Origin of the sequence: Pseudomonas sp. BNK-45 (genome assembly GCF_047456255.1) — a bacterium.
Taxonomy (GTDB): Bacteria; Pseudomonadota; Gammaproteobacteria; order Pseudomonadales; family Pseudomonadaceae; genus Aquipseudomonas.
The window spans coordinates 3,559,992-3,579,674 of sequence record NZ_CP179909.1; the positions used below are offsets into that span (position 1 = coordinate 3,559,992).

At 63.9% G+C, this 19,683-nt stretch carries 19 protein-coding genes; 10 read left to right on the forward strand and 9 right to left on the reverse strand.

Annotated elements, in window-relative coordinates; genetic code table 11:
- Nucleotides 1–46: 46 nt before the first annotated feature.
- Nucleotides 47–1,252, reverse strand: coding sequence for a non-hydrolyzing UDP-N-acetylglucosamine 2-epimerase (gene wecB / locus ACMGG8_RS16510; protein ID WP_414157934.1), 1,206 nt, complete (start codon nucleotides 1,250–1,252; stop codon nucleotides 47–49).
- Nucleotides 1,253–1,658: 406 nt separating this feature from the next.
- Between wecB and ACMGG8_RS16515 the strand changes: the two genes are divergently transcribed.
- Both ACMGG8_RS16515 and ACMGG8_RS16520 read left to right on the forward strand, forming a co-directional pair.
- Nucleotides 1,659–2,456 carry a hypothetical protein gene (locus ACMGG8_RS16515; RefSeq protein WP_414157935.1) on the forward strand — a complete coding sequence of 266 codons (798 nt, stop codon included), beginning with the start codon at nucleotides 1,659–1,661 and terminating at the stop codon, nucleotides 2,454–2,456.
- Between the two features lie 51 nt (nucleotides 2,457–2,507).
- On the forward strand, nucleotides 2,508–2,975 hold the full coding sequence (locus ACMGG8_RS16520) for a DUF6368 family protein (protein WP_414157936.1): 468 nt from the start codon (nucleotides 2,508–2,510) through the stop codon (nucleotides 2,973–2,975).
- 464 nt (nucleotides 2,976–3,439) lie between these two features.
- On the opposite strand, the gene ACMGG8_RS16525 is transcribed toward ACMGG8_RS16520, so the two are convergent.
- Nucleotides 3,440–4,012: a type 1 glutamine amidotransferase family protein gene (locus ACMGG8_RS16525; protein ID WP_414157937.1), complete on the reverse strand. Its 573-nt coding sequence runs from the start codon at nucleotides 4,010–4,012 to the stop codon at nucleotides 3,440–3,442.
- Nucleotides 4,013–4,239: 227 nt separating this feature from the next.
- On the opposite strand from ACMGG8_RS16525, the gene ACMGG8_RS16530 reads away from it, so the two are divergent.
- From ACMGG8_RS16530 to ACMGG8_RS16545, 4 genes are all read left to right on the forward strand, one after another.
- Complete coding sequence (locus ACMGG8_RS16530) at nucleotides 4,240–5,064, forward strand: hypothetical protein (protein ID WP_414157938.1); 825 nt, start codon at nucleotides 4,240–4,242, stop codon at nucleotides 5,062–5,064.
- Between the two features lie 136 nt (nucleotides 5,065–5,200).
- Nucleotides 5,201–5,983 carry a hypothetical protein gene (locus ACMGG8_RS16535; protein ID WP_414157939.1) on the forward strand — a complete coding sequence of 261 codons (783 nt, stop codon included), beginning with the start codon at nucleotides 5,201–5,203 and terminating at the stop codon, nucleotides 5,981–5,983.
- Nucleotides 5,984–6,160: 177 nt separating this feature from the next.
- Nucleotides 6,161–7,594 carry an RtcB family protein gene (locus tag ACMGG8_RS16540; protein ID WP_060843959.1) on the forward strand — a complete coding sequence of 478 codons (1,434 nt, stop codon included), beginning with the start codon at nucleotides 6,161–6,163 and terminating at the stop codon, nucleotides 7,592–7,594.
- A 172-nt stretch (nucleotides 7,595–7,766) separates the two neighbouring features.
- Nucleotides 7,767–8,312, forward strand: coding sequence for a hypothetical protein (locus ACMGG8_RS16545; RefSeq protein WP_414157940.1), 546 nt, complete (start codon nucleotides 7,767–7,769; stop codon nucleotides 8,310–8,312).
- Nucleotides 8,313–8,383: 71 nt separating this feature from the next.
- Here the strand turns inward: ACMGG8_RS16545 and ACMGG8_RS16550 are convergent, their stop codons facing one another.
- The 3 genes from ACMGG8_RS16550 to ACMGG8_RS16560 all read right to left on the reverse strand — a co-directional run bounded on the left by ACMGG8_RS16550 (nucleotide 8,384) and on the right by ACMGG8_RS16560 (nucleotide 9,395).
- On the reverse strand, nucleotides 8,384–8,809 hold the full coding sequence (locus tag ACMGG8_RS16550; RefSeq protein WP_102864927.1) for a type II toxin-antitoxin system HicB family antitoxin: 426 nt from the start codon (nucleotides 8,807–8,809) through the stop codon (nucleotides 8,384–8,386).
- A 50-nt stretch (nucleotides 8,810–8,859) separates the two neighbouring features.
- Nucleotides 8,860–9,039, reverse strand: coding sequence for a type II toxin-antitoxin system HicA family toxin (locus ACMGG8_RS16555; protein ID WP_060839909.1), 180 nt, complete (start codon nucleotides 9,037–9,039; stop codon nucleotides 8,860–8,862).
- Between the two features lie 89 nt (nucleotides 9,040–9,128).
- Nucleotides 9,129–9,395 (reverse strand): hypothetical protein, encoded by a 267-nt coding sequence (locus ACMGG8_RS16560; RefSeq protein WP_414157941.1) that lies wholly within the window; start codon nucleotides 9,393–9,395, stop codon nucleotides 9,129–9,131.
- 432 nt (nucleotides 9,396–9,827) lie between these two features.
- Here ACMGG8_RS16560 and ACMGG8_RS16565 point away from each other — a divergent pair, with 432 nt between their 5' ends.
- From ACMGG8_RS16565 to ACMGG8_RS16580, 4 genes are all read left to right on the forward strand, one after another.
- Complete coding sequence (locus ACMGG8_RS16565; protein WP_414157942.1) at nucleotides 9,828–10,217, forward strand: RidA family protein; 390 nt, start codon at nucleotides 9,828–9,830, stop codon at nucleotides 10,215–10,217.
- A gap of 119 nt (nucleotides 10,218–10,336) precedes the next feature.
- Entirely contained in the window at nucleotides 10,337–11,101 is a 765-nt protein-coding gene (locus ACMGG8_RS16570) for an IclR family transcriptional regulator (protein ID WP_060839906.1), read from the forward strand.
- A gap of 47 nt (nucleotides 11,102–11,148) precedes the next feature.
- Nucleotides 11,149–12,366 (forward strand): amino acid deaminase, encoded by a 1,218-nt coding sequence (locus ACMGG8_RS16575; RefSeq protein ID WP_235760020.1) that lies wholly within the window; start codon nucleotides 11,149–11,151, stop codon nucleotides 12,364–12,366.
- A gap of 146 nt (nucleotides 12,367–12,512) precedes the next feature.
- Nucleotides 12,513–13,430, forward strand: coding sequence for a sugar kinase (locus ACMGG8_RS16580; RefSeq protein ID WP_060839904.1), 918 nt, complete (start codon nucleotides 12,513–12,515; stop codon nucleotides 13,428–13,430).
- Nucleotides 13,431–13,538: 108 nt separating this feature from the next.
- Here ACMGG8_RS16580 and ACMGG8_RS16585 read toward each other — a convergent pair whose 3' ends face one another.
- The 4 genes from ACMGG8_RS16585 to hbdH form a co-directional block, all read right to left on the reverse strand.
- Nucleotides 13,539–13,814: a peptidylprolyl isomerase gene (locus ACMGG8_RS16585; protein ID WP_011061856.1), complete on the reverse strand. Its 276-nt coding sequence runs from the start codon at nucleotides 13,812–13,814 to the stop codon at nucleotides 13,539–13,541.
- Between the two features lie 51 nt (nucleotides 13,815–13,865).
- On the reverse strand, nucleotides 13,866–16,406 hold the full coding sequence (locus tag ACMGG8_RS16590; RefSeq protein ID WP_414157943.1) for a PAS domain-containing protein: 2,541 nt from the start codon (nucleotides 16,404–16,406) through the stop codon (nucleotides 13,866–13,868).
- Between the two features lie 337 nt (nucleotides 16,407–16,743).
- Nucleotides 16,744–18,699 (reverse strand): acetoacetate--CoA ligase, encoded by a 1,956-nt coding sequence (locus ACMGG8_RS16595; RefSeq protein ID WP_414157944.1) that lies wholly within the window; start codon nucleotides 18,697–18,699, stop codon nucleotides 16,744–16,746.
- Between the two features lie 205 nt (nucleotides 18,700–18,904).
- The gene (gene hbdH / locus ACMGG8_RS16600; protein WP_060839901.1) at nucleotides 18,905–19,678 is read right to left on the reverse strand and encodes a 3-hydroxybutyrate dehydrogenase; all 774 of its coding nucleotides are present in this window, start codon (nucleotides 19,676–19,678) and stop codon (nucleotides 18,905–18,907) included.
- Nucleotides 19,679–19,683 lie beyond the last annotated feature (5 nt).

Here is a 19,683-nt window from a genome sequence, read left to right on the forward strand (position 1 = left end):
TGTCGGCGGCGATGTGCTGGCGCCTATCGTCGCCGCTGTCGCGTGGCTAGGCTTCGTTGACCTGCTTGAGCGGGCCGTTCTCTGCCTGTGCAGGCAAGGCGCATGCCCTGTCAGGCCGGGCCCTTGCCTTGAGCCAGTCGTACAGGCGGCGGGCAATGCGTTCGCTGGCGTGGCCGTCGCCGTAGGGGCTGAGTACCTGGCTCATGCGGGCGTGGAGCTGGGCGTCGTCCAGCAGTTCACAGACATGGTGCACGATGCGCTCACGATCGGTGCCCACCAGCCGCACGGTGCCGCCCTCCAGCACTGACGGCCGTTCGGTGACGTCCCGCAGTACCAGCAACGGCTTGCCGATGGCCGGGGCTTCTTCCTGGACCCCGCCGGAGTCGCTGAGGATCAAGTACGAGCGCGCCATCAGCCAGACAAAATGCTGATAGTCCTGAGGCGCTATCAGGTAGATGTTGGGGGTATCCGAGAGCAGGTCACCGACCACGCTCTGCACCTGAGGGTTGAGGTGTACCGGGTAGACGAACTGCACATCCGGATAGCGCTGGGCCAGGATTGCCAGGGCCTGGCAGATATGGCGGACACCCTGGCCGAAGTTTTCCCGGCGATGGCAGGTGATCAGCACCATGCGCCGGTTGTGTTCCAGCACCGCCAGAGGCGAATCGATGGCGGGGCTCCATTGGCTCTGTTGCTGGTGCTGCCGCATCCACCGCAGCGCATCGATCACCGTGTTGCCGGTGACCTCGATGCTGTCCGCGGGCACGTTTTCCCGCAGCAGGTTGGCTTTGGCTTCGGCGGTCGGAGCGAAGTGCAGGTCGGCAATGACCCCGGTCAGGCGCCGGTTGGCCTCCTCGGGCCAGGGTGTCCTGAGGTCGCCCGTGCGCAGCCCGGCCTCGACATGACCGATGGGCAACTGGCGGTTGAAGGCGGCGAGGGCGGTGATGAAGCTGGTGGTGGTGTCGCCATGGACCAGGACGATATCCGGTTGCAGGCGTTCGAGGGTGGTGTCCAGGTGCTTCAGCAATTGTTGCGACAGGCCATTGAGGGATTGGCCGTGGGTCATCACTTCCAGGTCTTGGTCGACTTGCAGTTCGAAGGCGTCCAGGACCTGCTTGAGCATTTCCCGGTGCTGCCCGGTGGAGCATATATGCAGTTGCAGACCGGGCCAGTGCCGCAGCACCCGGGCCAGCGGCGCCATTTTGATTGCCTCCGGGCGCGTACCAAAAACCATCATGATCTTAAAAGGCATTGACTCACTCCCTGAGCGCACTGCAGCCGGACCAGGCTGTGAATGAAAGCAGTGGGAACCGCTCTTGTCCAACCAGCAAACCGAGAGCGTCGCGCTCAAGCACGAGAGCCAAGCACAAGAGGGCTGCTGGTGCGCGGCTGGCAAAGGAGATGGGGGCAGGTCGGAAAACGACGCGAAAAATGCCCAGTCATCTGGCCTCTGGCACAGCCCCGGGGGTGGTTCCCTGGCGCATACCCCAGGCGTTGGACCAGTTGGGCCCATCAGGTCGATGCCTTGGGGGCATGCTGGCGTTTTCCTGCGCAGAAAATTTTGTGAGGCCCCGCGCCGGCCTTTATGCTCAACGCCCCTGTGACGCTAGAGCCTGTTTCAGGTCCAGGGGCCGAGGCCCTTTTTCATGGAGTGAACCGTGCACGCCCCCTTCACGACTGACCTGACCCGTCCCGTTCTGGCGACGCTGATGCTTGCCGGCCTGCTGGCGCTGGGCGCCTGCAAGAACGCCGCCCCAGAGACGCCGGAGCAACAGCAGCAGCGCCGCTACGAACACTTTCTCGACGCCTTCCGCCTGGTGCTGGACCAGGGCGTGCGCAGCGCCGATCTCGATGGCTGGTCCGGCGGCGTGTCGCTGCGAGCGGTGATTGATCCGCTGAATCGGATGGTGGCCTGCAGCACCGAGGCACTCCCCGAATACCCGTTGCCGCGTTACCCGGATAACCGCCTACTGGCCTCGGCGGTGGAGCGGGTCTGTTGGGACTCGATATTCCCCAGGGCCGAACCGGCGCTGTTCTCAGGTCGGCCCGCAGCCAATCTTGAGGTGGTGTTGCCGGTGGTTGTCACCCGTCCCGGTCGCTTGCCCGCGGAGGAACAGAAGATTCGGGAAACGGTGCGCGAGTATAAGGCCCAAGAGCAGTATTTCTGGCAGCACCTGTTCGCTGAAGAGACCCTCGACAGCCTGGGCAGCGCCCGGATCGAGGGCCACGCCAACGCTCAGGGACAGGTGCAGGGTTGTCAGGTGCGACTGTCCGCCATTGCCGCCAGAGCCTCCGACTTCAAGCCGGACCCTGAACGGGTGCAGCGCCTGCAAGAGCGTTGCGCGGCCCTGGATGTGCGGCAGATGCCCGGCTTTTTCGCCTCGGAGACGGTGGGCGATCGATTCCTCGTCGAACTGCAATACAGCCCCTGGAGGGGTGGGCCGAAGCGGCCTTGAGCAAGGTGCGAAATATCGGCTGGTAACAGAGCGGTGGAGGCAAGTGAAGCAATGGCTGGACCAACCATCAGTGTGCTGCTGCGTTTTGAGTCTGATCAGTCAACCGAAGAGCTTGTGCAGGCATATCTAGCCCAGCGCGCGGATCACCTACGTCCAGGTCGCCGCACCTTTTCGGTTGGCGGCTGTGCCTTGTTGTATGCGTTTGGCCCGGACTATCCCGAAGAGCTTGCGCATTACGCCGGGCTGTTGAAACTGCTGGACTGGAACCCCAGAGGCATCCTCAATCTGGCCGCCATGGGCAATGACCTCCCGGATCACCAACGGCTCGGAGAAGTGGCGTTGGACATGACGCGGCGCTTGGATGGCGTAGTCGCCTTTGGCGGCAGAATCGGCGCGTATACGGCGGATGCGGTTTTTTTGTCACGGCTTGCCGTTCTGGAGCATGAGGGTGAGTCGCTTTTCAGTGCTGGGGATTTCGAGCGCTGGTTGCAGCATGCTGATTTTCGCTTGGTCAAATGACTTGGGGCTGATGGCTGTGGCTCGATGGGGTTTTCTAATCAATGATGAGGTCGGTCCGTGAGCAAACTAGTCTGCAGATGCGGTCATATCATTGTCGATCAGACCGATGATTTGCCTTACAAAGCCGCTTTGCTGCGTGAGCAGCACGAAGAGGTTTTTTTTCCGATGCCTCGCTACTGGCCAATGAACTGCTGGCCGCCGCAAGTGCCGGTAGTGTCGATGAACTGCTTGAGCGGCACTATGGCAGGGGGGGCTGGCGGCCCAGGCCCACGGAGTTCTTCGGGGACAAGTTCACCAGTCTCTACCTGGCCTCTATTTCGACGGTGTATGAGTGTGAGTGCTGTGGACGCTTGTGGGTCCAGAAGAAAGGCGTCAACAGCTTCGTCTGCTTTACCCCTGAGAGCGGTCGGTATGAGTCGAACTTAAGCTCCCAGACTCCAGAGTAGGCGTGCGGGCACGCCGATTCACTGCGATGCGCGGTGTTCCGCTGCGTGCATCGCGAGGTAGGCGGTCAGGTTGGCGTCGCTGATGCCCAGGGTGCCGAGAATCTGCGCCATGAAGCTCACCGGGGCGCTGCCCGGGGCGGTGATCACGCGCTGGTCCGCCACGGCGTGTGGCACATCCTCATAGTGCGCGGCGCCGGCATAACCCACCGCCAGCAGGTTGTCCGCCGAATTGGAGGTGTGCTTGAGGTTATCCAGCACCCCGGCCCGGGCCAGTTCGCGGGTGCCGTCGCAGATGGCGGCGATCACGATCTGGCGTGCCTGGGCGGCGCGCAGCAGGTCGCCGATGTCCGGTGCGTTGGCGCTTTGCCAAATGCTACCGCCGCAGACCATCAGCAGGTCGATCTCATCCAGATGAATGTCTTCCAACGCCAGGTCCGGGGTCACCCGCAGGCCGCCCATGGATGTGACGACGGCGCCCTTGGGGGACGCGTAGCGGCAGTCGAAACCGTAGAAACCACGAGCGGTGGCGTTGATCAGGGCGGTTTCCCAGTCGGCAAAGTTGTCACTGAGCAGGGTGATGGCGCGGGTCATGGAGCTTCCTTCCTTGGGGTGATGAGCGGGTGGGGAGCGCCAGGGTAACCTGATTTTCGGCGGGCGACCGGAGAAGCTTCTACGGCACCGTTGCCAATCGCGAGCCTGGAGCAGCGACGGTCGTGGCGTTGGCTTTCAACGTGGCTGTTGCTTTAGGATCCGGCCTCTTGAGGTCGTTGAATGCAGAACAGGACGGTTCGTGAGTGAACCCATCAAAGGAACTGAACATGTACAACTGTCTGAACGGAACCCCGGCGCAGTGCGGGTTCCTGGTCGGCCTGCTGCTGACACTGTCCGGTTGCCAATCGGACTTGCCGGGCACCCCGCTGTCCCAGGACGAGCAGCAACGACAGCTGGAGACGCAGTTCTATGCCAACGCGGTGCAGCAGGTGCTGTACCGCGAGAGCCTCAGGGCCAATGCCGAGCAACTGATGGGCAGCGTGGAGCTGGTCATGCGGTTCAATCGGCAGAATCAGGTCATCGGTTGTGCGGCGCAGAGCAGCCCCTTGCCTGACGCGCGGGCCTATCCCTACAACCCGAAACTGGGCGAGATGCTCGAGGGTGTCTGCTGGAACACCGTGTTCCCTCTGGCGCCCGCCGCCGCCTTTGAGCCTGATGGCGTGCTGGAGGTCAAAGGGACGTTGATGTTCCCTCGCTTGACCCTGGAAGGCGAGCAATTGAAGGAGTTTGCCTTCGATACCGCTCAATACGCCAAAGGCCATTTCTTCTGGACGCACACCCTGGCCCAGTTGCCGGTGGACAGCGTCGGAGTGGCCAGTTTTGAGGTCAAGGCCGATCCCCGGGGCCGGGTGCAGGAATGCTGGGTGAACCTGCGGGCGGTGCGCTACCGACCCGAGTCATTCAAGCCCGACAATCAATTGCGCAATCGCGTCACCCAACTGTGCGAGCAGTTGGACCTGCGGCAGATGCCGGGTTTTGCGGCCGAGCAGGGCCAGGCGCAGCCGATCCATGCCAGCGTGTTTTACACGCCGTGGAAAGGCGGGCCGAACAAGGTCACGCAGCGTGTGCAGGCAAGCGGCGCCGAACCTTGAGCCTGGCTGGTGCGCATCGGTGATGCAGATTTCACTAAAGCTTCGGCTATTGGTTCGTTCAGTGATTGAGCCGGCCCTTTCCGGGGTGCGGGGCGTGTCCCTTGCGCCCGGTCATTGATCAATGAGTTCCCCATTCATGTCATTAGCATTCTTGCGCACCTCGACCCTGGCCTTGCTGACTCCGGCCGTGCTGACCCTGGGCGCCTGCCAGAGCAAGACTCCGGAGCAGAGCGCCGCCCAGGCCCTGGAAACCCAGAAAAGCCTGGAATTCTCTGTCGCCATCAGCGAAGTGCTGAGGCGCAACATGATGGCCGCCAACCACCAGGGCCTAAGTGGCGCGGTGAAGTTGCGGATCAAGCTCAATCGGCAGAACGACGTGCTCGACTGCACGGTACGCCCCGGCAGCGTTGATGTTTCCCAGGTCCTGGCCACCCCAACCCTGCTGCACCTGGCCCGACAGGTGTGCTGGAACACCCTGTTTCCTGCCGCCGCGCCCGAGGCCTTTGGCGATGGGGACATCATCAATGCGATTGCCAACCTGGAGTTTCCGCGCTTCAGCCAACTGCCCAGCCGTGAGCAGCAGGTGTATCGGCTCAGTTCCAGCCTCTACCAGCAAAGCCGGTTTTTCTGGGAGCAGGCAGTCGCCGGGCCAGGCATCGACAGCATCGGCGTGGCCAGTTTTTACTACACCGCCAATGCCCAGGGGCAGGTCCAGGAATGCCTGGTAAACCTGGAGCGCAGCGCGTTCCGGCCGGAAGCGTTCAAGAGCGACGCCGCCCTGCGCCAACGTTTGACCCAGCGTTGCCAGCAGCTGGATCTGCGGCAGATGCCGGGCTTTGTCAGTCAGCCCGATGGCCTGAGCCGCGGTGAGGTGCTGGTGGAATACATGCCGTGGCGCGGCGGCCCGGCACCGCACTGACGCCACGCCGTCCGGCAGGCACCTCCCCAGGTGCCTGGTCAAATAATTTCCCCCGGGCTATTTACATCCACGGCGTCATTCCCCATTATCCGCGCCGTCTAAGTTTCGCTGCTGACCAGACAATTCCAGCCACCAAAAGGGTGGTTGTTTTGTTGCGTCCAAGAAAAGCAGTTGAAAATGACCAAGACTCCTCTGAAAAGAATTCAGCACAAGCTCGCCCGTTCCGGGGTGGCCATCGAACGCCTGAATTCCAATTCCCTCTCCATCTCTTCGATCAATGACGCCGGGCTCAAGGTGGATCTGTTGCTGCCCGAAAGCTTTGCCATCGAAGAAAAAGCCGTCCTGCAACTAATGGATTTCGCCAAGGTGGCTCACCCCCATGGCGGCGAAGTGAAGTGCGCCTGCGCCACGCCGGACTTCCACACCGGCAGCCCGATTCCGGTGGGCAGCGTGATTGTCACCAGTCACGACATGGTGGTACCGCAGGCCATCGGCACCGACATCAATTGCGGCATGCGCCTGCACAAGCTGGGGCTGAACTACGAGCAGTTCATGGCGCAGAAAGCCAAGTGGACCGCCCTGGTGCGCGGCGATCTGCTGGAGGGCACGCGCAACATTCCCACCAGCCCAATGGCCATGACCGCGCTGTTTCAGGCCGGGCTCGGGGATTTCTGGGCCCAGGTGCAGCAGCAGGACCCGATCGGGTTGTTTGCCGGGGCGGACTTCGCCCAGCTGCAACGTGAGCTGTCGGGTTTGCATGAGTCGTCGTTCGCCCGCGGTAGCGCCGACTACGCGCCGGAAGCCTTGCAGGACCGTTCGCGCAAAATCCTCCGCGACCCGGGCCTGGGTTCCCTGGGCGGCGGCAACCACTTTGTCGAGATCCAGGTGGTCACCGAGTTGGTGGATCGTCAGGCCTGTTTTGCTCAGGGCCTGTCGGTGGGGCAGGTGGTGATGATGATCCACACCGGCTCGCGCGACGTGGGCTTCTATGTCGGGCGGCGCTGGATGGACAAGGCCAAGGCCCTGTGGCCGGCGGGGATCAAGCACCCTGATTCGAAGATCTTCGCCCTGTTTGGCGAGATGGCCGACGAGTACCTGCTGGCCATGCACAGCGCTGCCCACTACGCCGACGCCAACCGCGCGCTGATCGCCGAGATGGTGCGCCAGCGCACCCGGCAAGTGTTTGGTGCGGGCATCGAGGCGCCGCTGATTGTCGATGTGCCGCACAACATCGTGCTGCGCGAAGAAGAGGGCAACGTGCATCGCAAAGGCGCGACACCGGCCTATGCCGGCCAGCCGCTGCTGATCCCGGGGAGCATGGGGCATGACTCCTACCTGCTCACCGGGCTGGGCAACGAGCGCTGGCTGCGTTCGGCCAGCCACGGCGCCGGGCGCTCGATGTCGCGCAGCGAGATTGTGTTCAAGGCCAAGAAGGACAAGGCATTCCTCGGCTTGCAGGGCGTGGAGTGCATCACCACCAAGGAAGAGCGGATGATCGAAGAGGCGCCAGGGGCCTACAAGGAAATCGGCCAGGTGATCCAGTCCCAGGTGGAAGAGGGCACGGTGTCGGTGATGGCGCGGTTTTCTCCGATTCTGACCTTCAAGGCGTAAGCGGGGGATGGTTTTCGGGTTTGCCGTGCAACGGTACGGCCGATACATTGTCGCCCCTCCCGGCCTGTTCGCTCCGAGCGGTGCCGTTGCAGTTGTCTGCGGTCGCAAAAGCCCAGGGTGCGGTAGCCGCTGGGGTGTTTGCCTGTTTGTGATCAACCTTCGGTGTTTAAGCATGAATCAAGATGAAAACCTGAAGCACGATGCGCTAGCGCCATTGACCGCTGCCAGCGAGTTTGTCGTCGACAAGCAGCCCCTTGCCGAACTGCTTGCGGTGCTTGCCCAGTGTGGCGAGGTGGTGTCCTGCTTCTTCAAGCCTGATCCCGCCATCAAGGTGTTGGGTGAGAGGCCGCGACTGGCCGAGTTTCTCGAACGTTTCAGCGGCCTCGCCAGGTCGACGGCCATCGGGCAGATCGAGCCTGAGTTCGGGCCCTTTTCCATGCTCAATCGATACGAGTTCGAGGGCTCGTTGCTGGCGGCGTTGCTGCGGGGCGGGTGTCATCCGTCCAGCCGTGGAGGGTCCGTGGCCAATGCCCGCCAGGTGGTGTTCGAAGCGCTGGATGCTGTGTTTCCGGCGCCGTTTTCCGAGCTGGTGGTGTATCGGTTCGATAGTCCTGATTGGTGTGAGTTGACCAGGGATTCGACTATTTCTTCTGCCTATGTCGCCTGCCAGGGGGCGCGGAATCTGTGGTGGGTGTTGTGCGTGGCTGATGTTGATTGAGGCCCGGTGCGGCTAACCCGGCCTCCTGCCGGGTTGCCCACGGATCAATGCCTGCGTTCGGCCATTTTGGGCTATGCCGCCTCCACTGATACTGCAAGACGTTTACCTAGGGCTGCCAGGGCATTTTCCAGCTGTTCCATTTTGGAGCTGTGTAGAAAGTCCACCAGGCGATCTCCCTGGGCCTGGTGGATTCCGAGCAGTCGGCATAGATCGGCCTTGCGCATGTCCCGCTCCATCATCGTGTTCCACAGCGCTATCTTGGCCACGGTCACCATTGGCAAATGAATGACCTGCTCCCCTGGTAGCGGCGCGGAGGCTGGGGGAATGGCGCGGCGCTGGTCGACGTAAAGGGACAGAGTGGTTTCGAGCGCGTCGATGGCCTGGTTGATGGCGTGCTCAGGATCATCGCCAAAGCTATTGAGTTCGGGCAGATCGCGGCAGAAGACCGCCAGTCCCGGTGCACGGTCTTGCTCGAAGCGAAGGGCGTAGTCGTACATGGTCACTCCTCGGAGGCGATGTTTCAGCATGCAGAGAATGGATGTGAGTCCTAGAGCCCCAATTGCCTGATGATTGCCTTGCGGGTGGGTTCGGGCATTTCCTTGCTGCCGTGATCCGCGAAGGTGGTCTGGTTGCCGTTTGGGGCCGTAACTTTGAAGTGGCTGCCTTTACCGGCCTCGAAGACCACGCCTTGAGCTTTCAACCATCGTCTGAATTCGCTGAATTTCATCACCTCGCCTCATGGCTTGGATTTCTGCACGGTACAACATTCATATTTTTGTACAACACTTGTGTGTTGTTTTTTGCGAAGCCTGGCCATTACTCCCGGGGCAGATCCATTGCCCGTTGCTCAACTGCATGCAACACATCGCAGCCGTCCTGCAACAACAGGGTCGCCACGCTGGAGAAGCGCTTGAGGTCGAGGTGATCGGCGTTGCGGCTGGTCATGTCGGCAAGGCTGTCCAGCATGTCCCGGGCGGCGCGGATGCGCAGGCCGGCGTAGGTCAGCAGGTCGAGCAACGGCGCTTGTGGGTTGATCAAGGCGACGGGGTGATCGGTGGTGCAGGTGAAAGGTTGGAGATCCATAGCAGTGACGCTCCATGAAGGAATATTGAGGTGTGCTCATGGAGATTCGGACGGCCAAATCCGGTCGCGGACGGCTGCGACGCAACGGAATGTAGAAGGTGGAGAGCAGCATCACCAGGCATTCGGGCGTGCCTTCAGCAAATACAGAAATGCCTGACATTGGCTGATGGCCGTTTCTCATCTCTCCATTCCTCGTTCCGGAAAGTTTTTCCATCCCCCCTGTTATCTCCTTTGTGCTCCATGGCACACTCTGGCGCCTGTTCCGCTATTTGATATTTTATTCCGTTGTAGCGGAATGTGTTTGTTCCACGCCTTTGCGTTTCCAGGCCATCGCGGGTTGCTGCGGCAGAGTTCGCGCAGAAGTCCGCGGCGAGTCGGGTGACGCTCGGGCAGGGCGGCCAGATGGTCAACCTTCAACCAGGAGAATCGCTCATGAGCATCACCCGTTACGGCACCGGCAGCACCGCAGGCGGTGGCCAGCCGCGTCCTTTCGCTCGCGCCGTCGAAGCCGATGGCTGGCTGCATGTGTCCGGCCAGGTGCCGGCTATGGATGGCGAGATCATTCACGGTGGGATCGTCGAGCAGACGCATCAGACGATGCGCAATCTGGTGGCCATTCTCGAAGAGGCCGGGTACGGCCTGGAGGATGTGGTGCGGGTCGGCGTGTGGCTGGAAGACCCGCGGGATTTCTGGAGTTTCAACAAGGTCTTTGGTGAGTACTTCAAGCCCGAACACGCGCCGGCCCGGGCCTGTGTGCAGGCCAGCATGATGGTCGACTGCAAGGTCGAGATCGATTGCGTGGCGTACAAGCAGAAGGCCTGATGGCCACGGCCTGTAGGAGCTGACTTGCCAGCGAAGGCGCCCGTGAGGGCGACACAAGGCTTGAGGGCCTCTTCGCCGGCAAGCCGGCTCCTACGGGTCGATAGAGGGAGCGCAGGTAGATGAGCGAAGACAGCATCAAGCGCCGGGCCAAGGGCCTGGATCGGGCGTTCGATATTCTCGATTTCCTCAAGGAGATCGGCCAGCCGTTGCGGCCCAACGATATCGCCAAGGGCATCGGCAGCCCCAAGTCCACGGTCTACGAGCTGGTGGCGTCCTTGCTGGAGCGGCGGGTGCTGGAGCCGGTGGGCAAGGACGGGCATGTGTACCTGGGGCGTCAGCTGTATTTTCTCGGGCAGGCGCACTTGCGTCATTTCGATCTGAGCCGCGAGGCCGATCAGGCCTTGCAGGAGATCGTCAGCCAGACCGGGGAAACCGCGCAGATGTGTCTGCTCAACGGGCGCAAATACACCGTGGCGCTGATGAAGGAAGGCGAGCGGCATTTTCGCATCTCCTCGGACATCGGCGAGAACGCACCGATCCCCTGGACCGCTTCCGGGCGTTTGCTGCTGGGGCACATGAGCGATGCGCAGATTGCCGAGCTGATCGATGAGCGCGACTTCATCCTCCCCGATGGCCAGCGCCTGCCGCTGGCGACCTTCCTTGAGGAAATCCGTCAGGCCACCGAGGAGGGGTTCTTTTCCTTCGACAGTGTCGCCGACACCTTCACCCATTGTTTTGCCGCGCCGGTGCGCGATGAGCGCGGGGTGTGCATCTGCACCCTGTGCATCGTCGCGCCGAGGGCCGATGCGCAGAGCCATTACCAGGAATACCGCCGGGTGCTGATCGACAGCGCCAACCGCCTGGCCCGGCGTATCAACGATTGATGACAGTGTCGCGGCTGTGCGCAGCCGCCTTGATAAGGAGTGCCAACATGTCTTCCGCTTTGAATCTGCCCCTGGTGGAAAAGGGCGCCGCGGCCCACGCTGCGAGCCTGCTCAGCGACGTCAGCCTGCCCGCCCTGGTGCTGCACCGCGAGGCGCTGGAACACAACATCCGCTGGATGCAGAAATTCGTCAGCGACAGCGGCGCCGAGCTGGCGCCCCACGGCAAGACCAGCATGATGCCCGCGCTGTTCCAGCGGCAGCTGGACGCCGGTGCCTGGGGCATCACCCTGGCCACCGCGGTGCAGACCCGCGCCGCCTACGCCCATGGCGCGCGCCGGGTATTGATGGCCAACCAACTGGTGGGCGCGCCGAACATGGCGCTGATCGCCGAGCTGCTGGCGGACGCGGATTTCGATTTCTATTGCATGGTCGACCACCCGGACAACGTCGCCGACCTGGGGGCGTTTTTCGCCCAGCGCGGGGTCACCCTCAAGGTGATGATCGAGTACGGCGTGGTCGGCGGGCGTTGCGGCTGCCGCAGTGAGCAGGAGGTGCTGGCCCTGGCCAAGGCGATTCAGGCGCAGCCGGCCCTGGCCCTGTGCGGTATTGAAGGCTACGAAGGGGTGATCCATGGCGATCAGGCCATCAGCGGCATTCGTCAATTTGCCGATTCCCTGGTGCGCCTGGCGGTGGATCTGCAGAGCGACGGGCTGTTCGCCATCGAGCGGCCGATCATCACCGCTTCGGGGTCGGCCTGGTACGACCTGATCGCCGAGTCGTTCGAGACCCACAACGCCAAGGGGCGCTTCCTCAGCGTGTTGCGTCCGGGCAGTTACATCGCCCACGACCACGGTATCTACAAAGAGGCCCAGTGCTGCGTGCTGGATCGACGCAGCGATCTGCACGAGGGCCTGCGCCCGGCCATGGAAGTCTGGGCCCATGTGCAGTCGCTGCCGGAGCCGGGTTTTGCCGTGGTGGCCCTGGGCAAGCGCGATGTGGCCTACGACGCCGGTTTGCCTGTGCCGCTGCGGCGTTATCGCGCCGGGGCCGAGGCGGGCGCCGGGGATGATGTGACGGCGTGCAAGGTCACCGCGGTGATGGATCAGCATGCGTTTCTCACCGTGGCGCCGGGCGTGGAACTGCGCATTGGCGACATTATTTCCTTCGGCACCTCGCACCCGTGCCTGACCTTCGACAAGTGGCGCGTCGGGCTGCTGGTGGATGAGCACCTGCGCGTGATCGAGAACCTGGAAACCTGCTTCTGACGCCTTCGCTGGCGAGCCAGCGCCTGCAGGGTGGGTGCAATACACGATGTTGTAGGAGCCGGCTTGCCGGCGAAGCGGCCCTTGGATGGGGCGCAGGTTTTGCGCATGGCTTTCGCTGGCAAGCCAGCTCCTACAGGGAGATGAACATGAATAACAAGAAACGCATCGCGGCCATCGGCGAATGCATGATCGAGCTGCAGCAGCATCACGATGGCAGCCTGCAACAGGGCTTTGGTGGCGATACCTTGAATGCGGCGGTGTATCTGTGCCGCGAGCTCGGGCCGCTGGCCGAGGTGGATTACGTCACCGCCCTGGGCCTGGACAGTTTCAGCGATGCCATGTGCCAGGGCTGGGCCGAGGAAGGGATCGGCCTGGGCAAGGTCCAGCGCCTGCCGGGGCGGTTGCCGGGCCTGTATTGCATCCAGACCGATGCCCGGGGGGAGCGGCGCTTTTTGTATTGGCGCAATGAGGCGGCGGTACGGGACTGTTTCAACACCGCGGCGGCGGGTCCGATCCTGGCGGACCTGTGCGATTACGATGTGCTGTATTTCAGCGGCATCACCCTGGCGGTGCTCGGCGAGGCGGGGCGCAAGAAGCTGATTGACCTGCTGGTGGAAGCACGCATCCGCCGGGCGCAGATCGTGTTTGACAACAACTACCGGCCAAGGCTCTGGGCCTCGGTGGAGCAGGCGCGGACGGCCTATGTGCAAGTGCTGGAGCATGTGGACCTGGCGCTGTTGACCCTGGAGGACGAGCAGGCGCTGTTTGGCCATGACTATGCCCATGGCGTGTTTGCGGCCTACCCGAACATTGCCGAGGTGGTGATCAAGCGCGGGGCGGATTCGTGCCTGGTGCGTTGCGGTGCCGAGCGCTATGAGGTGCCGGCGCTGCCGGTGCAGCGGGTGGTGGACACCACGGCGGCGGGGGATTCGTTCAGCGCGGCTTATCTGGCCTGTCGCTTGCGAGGCGGCAGCCCGGTGCAGGCCGCCGAGGCCGGGCACCGGTTGGCGAGCCGGGTGATTCAGCATCACGGGGCATTGATTCCCCGGGAGGCCGGTTTGTAGGAACCGGCTTGCCGGCGAAGAGGCCTTTGAAGTCGGCGCTGTGCTTGCGGGCGCGTTCGCTGGCCAGCCAGCTCCTACGGCGGGGAGGTACGGGTCGGGGCTGGGGCGTCAGTCGCGGAAGAACACCTGCACCAGGTGATAGCCGAACTTGCTCTTGATCGGGCCATGCACGGTGCGCAGGGGCTTCTTGAAGATCACCTGGTCGATGGCGCCGACCATTTGCCCCGGACGCACTTCCCCCAGGTCGCCGCCGCGCTTGCCGGACGGGCAGGTGGAGTATTTCTTGGCCAGGACGTCGAAGGCTTCGCCCTTGGCGATGCGCTGCTTGAGCTGTTCGGCTTCTTCGGCGGTTTTCACCAGGATGTGGCGGGCTTGGGCTTTCATGGGCGGGTGACCTTGTAGCGGGAAATCGGCGGCCGCGGATTATGCCTGAATTCAGGGCTCGCAACCGATCATCTGACGAATCTTCTGCGCCAGTTCTTCAATGGAAAACGGCTTGGCCAGCAGGTCCATCCCCGGCTCCAGGAAGCCCTGGCGCTCGGCGGCCTTTTCCGCGTAGCCGGTCATGAACAGCACCTTGAGCCCCGGGCGCTGCTGGCGGGCAATCTCCGCCAGCTGCCGGCCGTTCATGCCCGGCAGGCCGACATCGGTCACCAGCAAATCAATGCGCGTCGGCGACTCCAGCAAGGGCAGGGCGCTACGCGCGTCCTCGGCCTCGAAGGCGCGGTAGCCCAGTTCGTTGAGCACATTGAGCACCAGCATGCGCACCGCCGGGTCGTCTTCCACCACCATCACGCTTTCCCCGGCCATGGCCTGGGGCGCTGGCGGGCTGCCCACCGGTTCCGCCGTTGCCGGGGGCGCGCTGTGCAGGCGCGGCAGGTACAGGCGCACGCAGGTGCCCTGGTCCGGTTCGCTGCTGATGGTCACGTGGCCGCCGGACTGCTGGGCAAAGCCATAGATCATCGACAGGCCCAGCCCGGTGCCCTGGCCGATGGGTTTGGTGGTGAAGAACGGGTCGAAGGCCTTGGCCAGAATGCGCGGGCTCATGCCGGCGCCGTTGTCGCTGACCCCCAGCATCACGTAGTCACCGGCCTTGACCGGTTCCAGGGTGCGGATGTCGCTGCCGTCGAGGTAGCTGTTGGCCGTCTCGATCAGCAGTCGGCCGCCGTGGGGCATGGCGTCGCGGGCGTTGATCACCAGGTTGAGCAGGGCGTTCTCCAACTGGCTGGCGTCGGTGTTCACCGGCCAGACATCGTCGGCCAGTTGCATCTGCAGTTGGATGTGCTCGCCCTTGGTGTGGTTGAACAGCTCGTGCAGCGAGCGCACCAGCTGGTTTGGGTCCAGGGGCCGGCGGTCCAGGGACTGGCGACGGGAAAAGGCCAGCAGGCGGTGGGTCAGGGAGGCGGCACGCTTGGCCGAGGACATGGCGGCTTCGGTAAAGCGGCCGATTTCGTCGCCGCGCCCGTTATCGATGTAGCGCTGCATCAGGTCCAGGCTGCCGATGATGCCGGTGAGCATGTTGTTGAAGTCGTGGGCGATGCCGCCGGTGAGCTGGCCCACGGCTTCCATCTTCTGCGCATGGCGCAGGGCGTCTTCGGCGCGCTCGCGCTCGAACATCTCGTTCTGCAGGCGCTGGTTGGCGGTGGCCAGGGCTTCGGTACGCCGATTGACCCGCTCTTCCAGGGTTTCGTTGAGGTTGCGCAGGGCTTCTTCGGTCTGTTTGCGCTCGGTTTCATCGATCACGAAGATGTAGAAGCCGTTGATCGCGCCGTCGGCGCCGTGGCGCGGCAGGTACTTCATCAGGGCATGGCGCGGACGGCCGTCGCGGTGCGGCGAGTTGGCCTCGAAGCTGCAGGGCGTACCGGCCAGGGCCGCCTTGATGTTCTCGGCGCGGGTGGCGTAGATCTCGTCTCCTACTACTTCGCGAATGGTCCTGCCGTACAGCTCCTGCGGGGTCAGGCCGTACCAGTCCAGGTAGGCGCTGTTGTTCAGGCGAAAGCGTTCTTCGTGGTCGACATAGCCGATCAGCACCGGCATGGCGTTGATGATCAGTTGCAGCTCGGTCTGGCTCTGGCGCAGGGCCTGCTCCATCTGCTTGCGTTCGGTCAGGTCCAGGGCGGCGCCGAGAAAGCGCGTGGGCCGGCCATGGTGATCCTTGTAGCAGCGGCCCCGGGCGAACACCCAGCGCACCTGGCCGTCGGCCAGTTGCAGGCGGTACTCCTCGGCGTATTCGCTGCCCTGGGTGATGCAGTGCTTGATGCTCCGGGCCACCATGGCCCGGTCTTCCGGGTGCACGCCCTTGAGGTATTCACTGATGGGCAGTTGCCGGGATTGCTGCGGGTCGACGCTGTGCAACTGGGCAAAGTGGGCGTCGGCAATGAAGCGGTCTTCGCCAATGTCCCAGTCCCAGGTGCCCACCGCGTCGGTGGCCGCCAGGGCCAGTTGCAGGCGCTCTTCGGTTTCGTGCTGGGCCCGCAGGCTGGCCTCGGAGCGCTGCTGCAGCTCCAGGGCGATGCGCCGGCGTTCGTTGGTTTCGATGGCGGTCACCAGGATCCCGGCGACGTCCCCGCGCTCGTTGCGGATCGGGCTGTAGGTCAGGTCCAGCCATAGGTCGTATTCGCTGCCGTTGCTGCGTTGCAGGCTGAAGCGCTGCTCGCTGAAGCTGCGCACCTGGCCGTTGAGCACCGCGCGGTAGACCGGGTCGGTGAAGTCCATCAGCTCCGGCCAGATCAGGTGCGCCGGCTGGCCGAAGGCGTGGGGGTGCTTGTTGCCAGCCAGCAGGGCGAAGCCGTCGTTGTAGATCTGGGTCAGCTCGCCGCCCCACAGCAGCAACATCGGCATCGGTGAATGGATCACGATGTCCACCGCGGTGCGCAGGCTCTGGGGCCATTGGCCGGAGTGACCGAGGGCCGTGGCCGACCAGTCCAGGCGGGCAATCAGGGTGGCGGCTTCGCTGCCGGAATGGGGGGCATTCATGTCGGGTGGGTCCTGGGCGCAGCGGTGTTACGCGGCAACGTCATGGGTCGCGTACTGAAAAAGTCGCATGGACATGCCGTGCATATTCAAACGGATGGAGTGTAGGCGTTTCTGACGCCGGCATTTTCACCCGCTTTTGCGGCGGATGACCAGTCTAGAGGGGCTGAACGGTTCCTGTAGCCGCTGCCGCAGGCTGCGAACGCTCCGGGCGGCACTGCGTCGCATGAAGCGCTGCCCTTGAGATCGTCGAAGGTCCTGCGGCCCTTTGCGCAGCCTCGCGGGCTCGGTAGCGGCTACAGTGCTGAGCCGTGAAGGGGGCGGCGGCGGTTGGCCGTCGTCAGTGGCGCAGTTCTTCGCGGTCGCGAAACTGCTCCAGGGCCTCGGGGTTGGCCAGGGCGTCGGTGTTTTTCACCGGCAGGCCATGCACCAGGTTGCGCACCGCCAGTTCGACGATCTTGCCGCTGATGGTGCGGGGGATGTCGGTGACCGCGAGGATCTTCGCCGGGACGTGGCGCGCGGTGGTGTTGTCGCGGATCACCTGGCGGATCCGTTCCCGCAAGGGCTCATCCAGCACCACGCCGTCCTGCAGGCGCACGAACAGCACCACCCGCACGTCGTGCTCCCAGCTCTGGCCGATGGCCAGGCTTTCCAGGACCTGTTCCAGCTTCTCCACCTGGCGGTAGATCTCCGCGGTGCCAATGCGCACGCCACCGGGGTTGAGCACCGCATCGGAGCGGCCGTGAATCAACCAGCCGCCGTCGGCCAGCTGTTCGGCGTAGTCGCCCTGGGCCCAGACCCCGGGAAACAGGCTGAAGTACGAGGCCTTGAGCTTGCTCTGGTCCGGGTCGTGCCACAGGCCCACCGGAATGCTCGGAAAGTGCCGGGTGCACACCAGTTCGCCTTTCTCGCCGATCACCGGCTGGCCCTGGTCGTTCCACACTTCGATGGCCATGCCCAGGCCCTTGCCCTGCATCTCGCCACGGCGTACCGGCTGGATCGGGTTACCGGCGACGAAGCACGCGACGATGTCGGTGCCGCCGGACATCGAGGCCAGGCACAGGTCGCGCTTGATCTCGCGGTACACGTAGTCGTAGCTCTGCGGCGACAGCGGCGAGCCGGTGCACAGCAGGGTCTTCAGGCTGTCCAGGCGGTGACTCTGGCGCGGCCGGCTGCCGGCCTTTTCCAGGGCGGCCAGGTACTTGGGGCTGGTGCCGAAGACATTGATGGATTCGCTATCGATCAGGTCGATCAGGTGTTCATTGGTCGGGTGGAAGGGCGAGCCGTCGTAGAGCACCAGGCTGGCGCCGGTGGCCAGCGCCGACACCAGCCAGTTCCACATCATCCAGCCGCAGGTGGTGTAGTAGAACAGCCGCTCGCCGGGGCCGAGGTCGGTGTGCAGGCCGTGTTCCTTGAGGTGTTGCAGCAGCACCCCGCCGGTGCCGTGGACGATGCACTTGGGCACCCCGGTGGTGCCGCTGGAATAGAGGATGTACAGCGGATGGGCGAAGGGCGCCGGGACGAACTCGGGCTCGCCGCCGGGGCGGTAGAAGTCGTCCCACACGCTGACGCGGGCCTGGGTGCAAAAGTCCTCGACCCGGGCTTGCGGACGGGCATGGGGCACGATGAGCAACTGCTCCAGGGACGGCAGGCGCTCGAGGATTTCATTGACCTTGGCGGTCTGGTCGATGTCCTTGCCGGCGTAGCGATAGCCGGCGCAGGTGATCAGTACCTTGGGTTCGATCTGGCCGAAGCGGTCGATCACCCCCTGGGTGCCGAAGTCCGGCGAACAGCTGGACCACACCGCGCCGAGGCTGGTACTGGCGAGCATCGCCACCAGGGTTTGCCAGGTGTTGGGCATGCAGGCGGCGACCCGGTCGCCGAGGCCGACCCCGGCCGCCCGCAGGCTGCGTTGCAGGCCGGCGACCTGGGCCGCCAGTTCGGCGTAGGTCAGCTGTTCGCGCTGGCGGCTTTCGTTGATCGCCACCACCGCCACTGCGTCGTCCCGGCGCTTGAGCAGGTGCTCGGCGAAGTTCAGGGTGGCGCCGGGAAACCACTGCGCGCTGGGCATCTGCGGGCCTTCGCGGAGCACGCATTCGGCGCTCTGGTGGAAGCTGACCTCGAAGAAGTCGACGATGGCCTGCCAGAAGCGTTCGCGCTGGTCGATGCTCCACTGGTGCAGGCTGGGGTAGTCGTGAAGGTTCAGACCGTGGCGCTGATTAACGAAGCGGCGGAAGGCATCCATCCGCGTCTTGCCGATGCGCTCGGCGCTGGGTTGCCAGAGAAGGTCGGACATGCAAGGCCTCTATTTCTTCTTATGTTCGGTGTGCGCTGTCGTTCATTGTGGCGAGGGAGCGTGCTCCCGTTCGGCCGCGTAGCGGTCGTCCACCAGACGACCGCGTTTTGTCGTTGAATCTCGGTTGCCTGGTTTTAGGGCCGCTACGCGACCCGGCGGGAGCACGCTCCCTCGCCACAGAAAGAGTGGGGGGGCAGGGGCGGGGTTATTGCGCCAGCCAGCCGCCGTCGATGTTCCAGGCCGCGCCGCGCACCTGGGCGCCGGCGTCACTGCACAAAAATAGCACCAGCTCGCCCAGTTGCGACGGGGTGACGAACTCCAGGGACGGCTGCTTTTCCGCCAGCAGATCATGCTGGGCCTGTTGCGGATCGGTGCCCGCGGCGACGCGGTCGTCGATCTGCTTCTGCACCAGCGGGGTCAGCACCCAGCCGGGGCAGATGGCGTTGCAGGTGATGTTGCTGGTGGCGGTTTCCAGGCCCACCACCTTGGTCAGGCCGATGACCCCGTGCTTGGCCGCCACATAGGCGGCCTTGCCCACGGAACCGACCTGGCCGTGCACCGAGGCGATGTTGACGATCCGCCCCCAGCCCTTGGCGCGCATTCCCGGCAGCCCCAGGCGGGTGCTGTGGAACACCGAGGACAGGTTGATGGCGATGATCGAATCCCAGCGCTCCACGGGGAATTCCTCCACCGCCGCCACGTGCTGGATGCCGGCGTTGTTGACCAGGATGTCGACGCCGCCGAACTCCCGTTCGGCGTAGGCGAACAGCTCGGCGATCTGCGCCGGGTCGCTGACGTCCGCCGGGTGATGGCCGACCTGGCCGCCGAATTGTGCGACCTCGGCGATCGCCTTCGAGGCATCGCCGAAGCCGTTGAGAATCAGCTTGGCCCCGGCCTTGGCCAGGACTCGGGCGATGCCCAGGCCAATGCCGCTGGTGGAGCCGGTGACCAGGGCGGTCTTGCCAGAAAGAGTGCTCATGAATA

Coding starts and splice junctions, on each gene's coding strand:
- wecB (WP_414157934.1), bottom strand. CDS start 1,252: ATGCCTTTTAAGATCATGATGGTTTTTGGTACGCGCCCGGAGGCAATC.
- ACMGG8_RS16520 (WP_414157936.1), top strand. CDS start 2,508: ATGGCTGGACCAACCATCAGTGTGCTGCTGCGTTTTGAGTCTGATCAG.
- ACMGG8_RS16525 (WP_414157937.1), bottom strand. CDS start 4,012: ATGACCCGCGCCATCACCCTGCTCAGTGACAACTTTGCCGACTGGGAA.
- ACMGG8_RS16530 (WP_414157938.1), top strand. CDS start 4,240: ATGTACAACTGTCTGAACGGAACCCCGGCGCAGTGCGGGTTCCTGGTC.
- ACMGG8_RS16535 (WP_414157939.1), top strand. CDS start 5,201: ATGTCATTAGCATTCTTGCGCACCTCGACCCTGGCCTTGCTGACTCCG.
- ACMGG8_RS16540 (WP_060843959.1), top strand. CDS start 6,161: ATGACCAAGACTCCTCTGAAAAGAATTCAGCACAAGCTCGCCCGTTCC.
- ACMGG8_RS16545 (WP_414157940.1), top strand. CDS start 7,767: ATGAATCAAGATGAAAACCTGAAGCACGATGCGCTAGCGCCATTGACC.
- ACMGG8_RS16550 (WP_102864927.1), bottom strand. CDS start 8,809: ATGTACGACTACGCCCTTCGCTTCGAGCAAGACCGTGCACCGGGACTG.
- ACMGG8_RS16555 (WP_060839909.1), bottom strand. CDS start 9,039: ATGAAATTCAGCGAATTCAGACGATGGTTGAAAGCTCAAGGCGTGGTC.
- ACMGG8_RS16560 (WP_414157941.1), bottom strand. CDS start 9,395: ATGGATCTCCAACCTTTCACCTGCACCACCGATCACCCCGTCGCCTTG.
- ACMGG8_RS16565 (WP_414157942.1), top strand. CDS start 9,828: ATGAGCATCACCCGTTACGGCACCGGCAGCACCGCAGGCGGTGGCCAG.
- ACMGG8_RS16570 (WP_060839906.1), top strand. CDS start 10,337: ATGAGCGAAGACAGCATCAAGCGCCGGGCCAAGGGCCTGGATCGGGCG.
- ACMGG8_RS16575 (WP_235760020.1), top strand. CDS start 11,149: ATGTCTTCCGCTTTGAATCTGCCCCTGGTGGAAAAGGGCGCCGCGGCC.
- ACMGG8_RS16580 (WP_060839904.1), top strand. CDS start 12,513: ATGAATAACAAGAAACGCATCGCGGCCATCGGCGAATGCATGATCGAG.
- ACMGG8_RS16585 (WP_011061856.1), bottom strand. CDS start 13,814: ATGAAAGCCCAAGCCCGCCACATCCTGGTGAAAACCGCCGAAGAAGCC.
- ACMGG8_RS16590 (WP_414157943.1), bottom strand. CDS start 16,406: ATGAATGCCCCCCATTCCGGCAGCGAAGCCGCCACCCTGATTGCCCGC.
- ACMGG8_RS16595 (WP_414157944.1), bottom strand. CDS start 18,699: ATGTCCGACCTTCTCTGGCAACCCAGCGCCGAGCGCATCGGCAAGACG.
- hbdH (WP_060839901.1), bottom strand. CDS start 19,678: ATGAGCACTCTTTCTGGCAAGACCGCCCTGGTCACCGGCTCCACCAGC.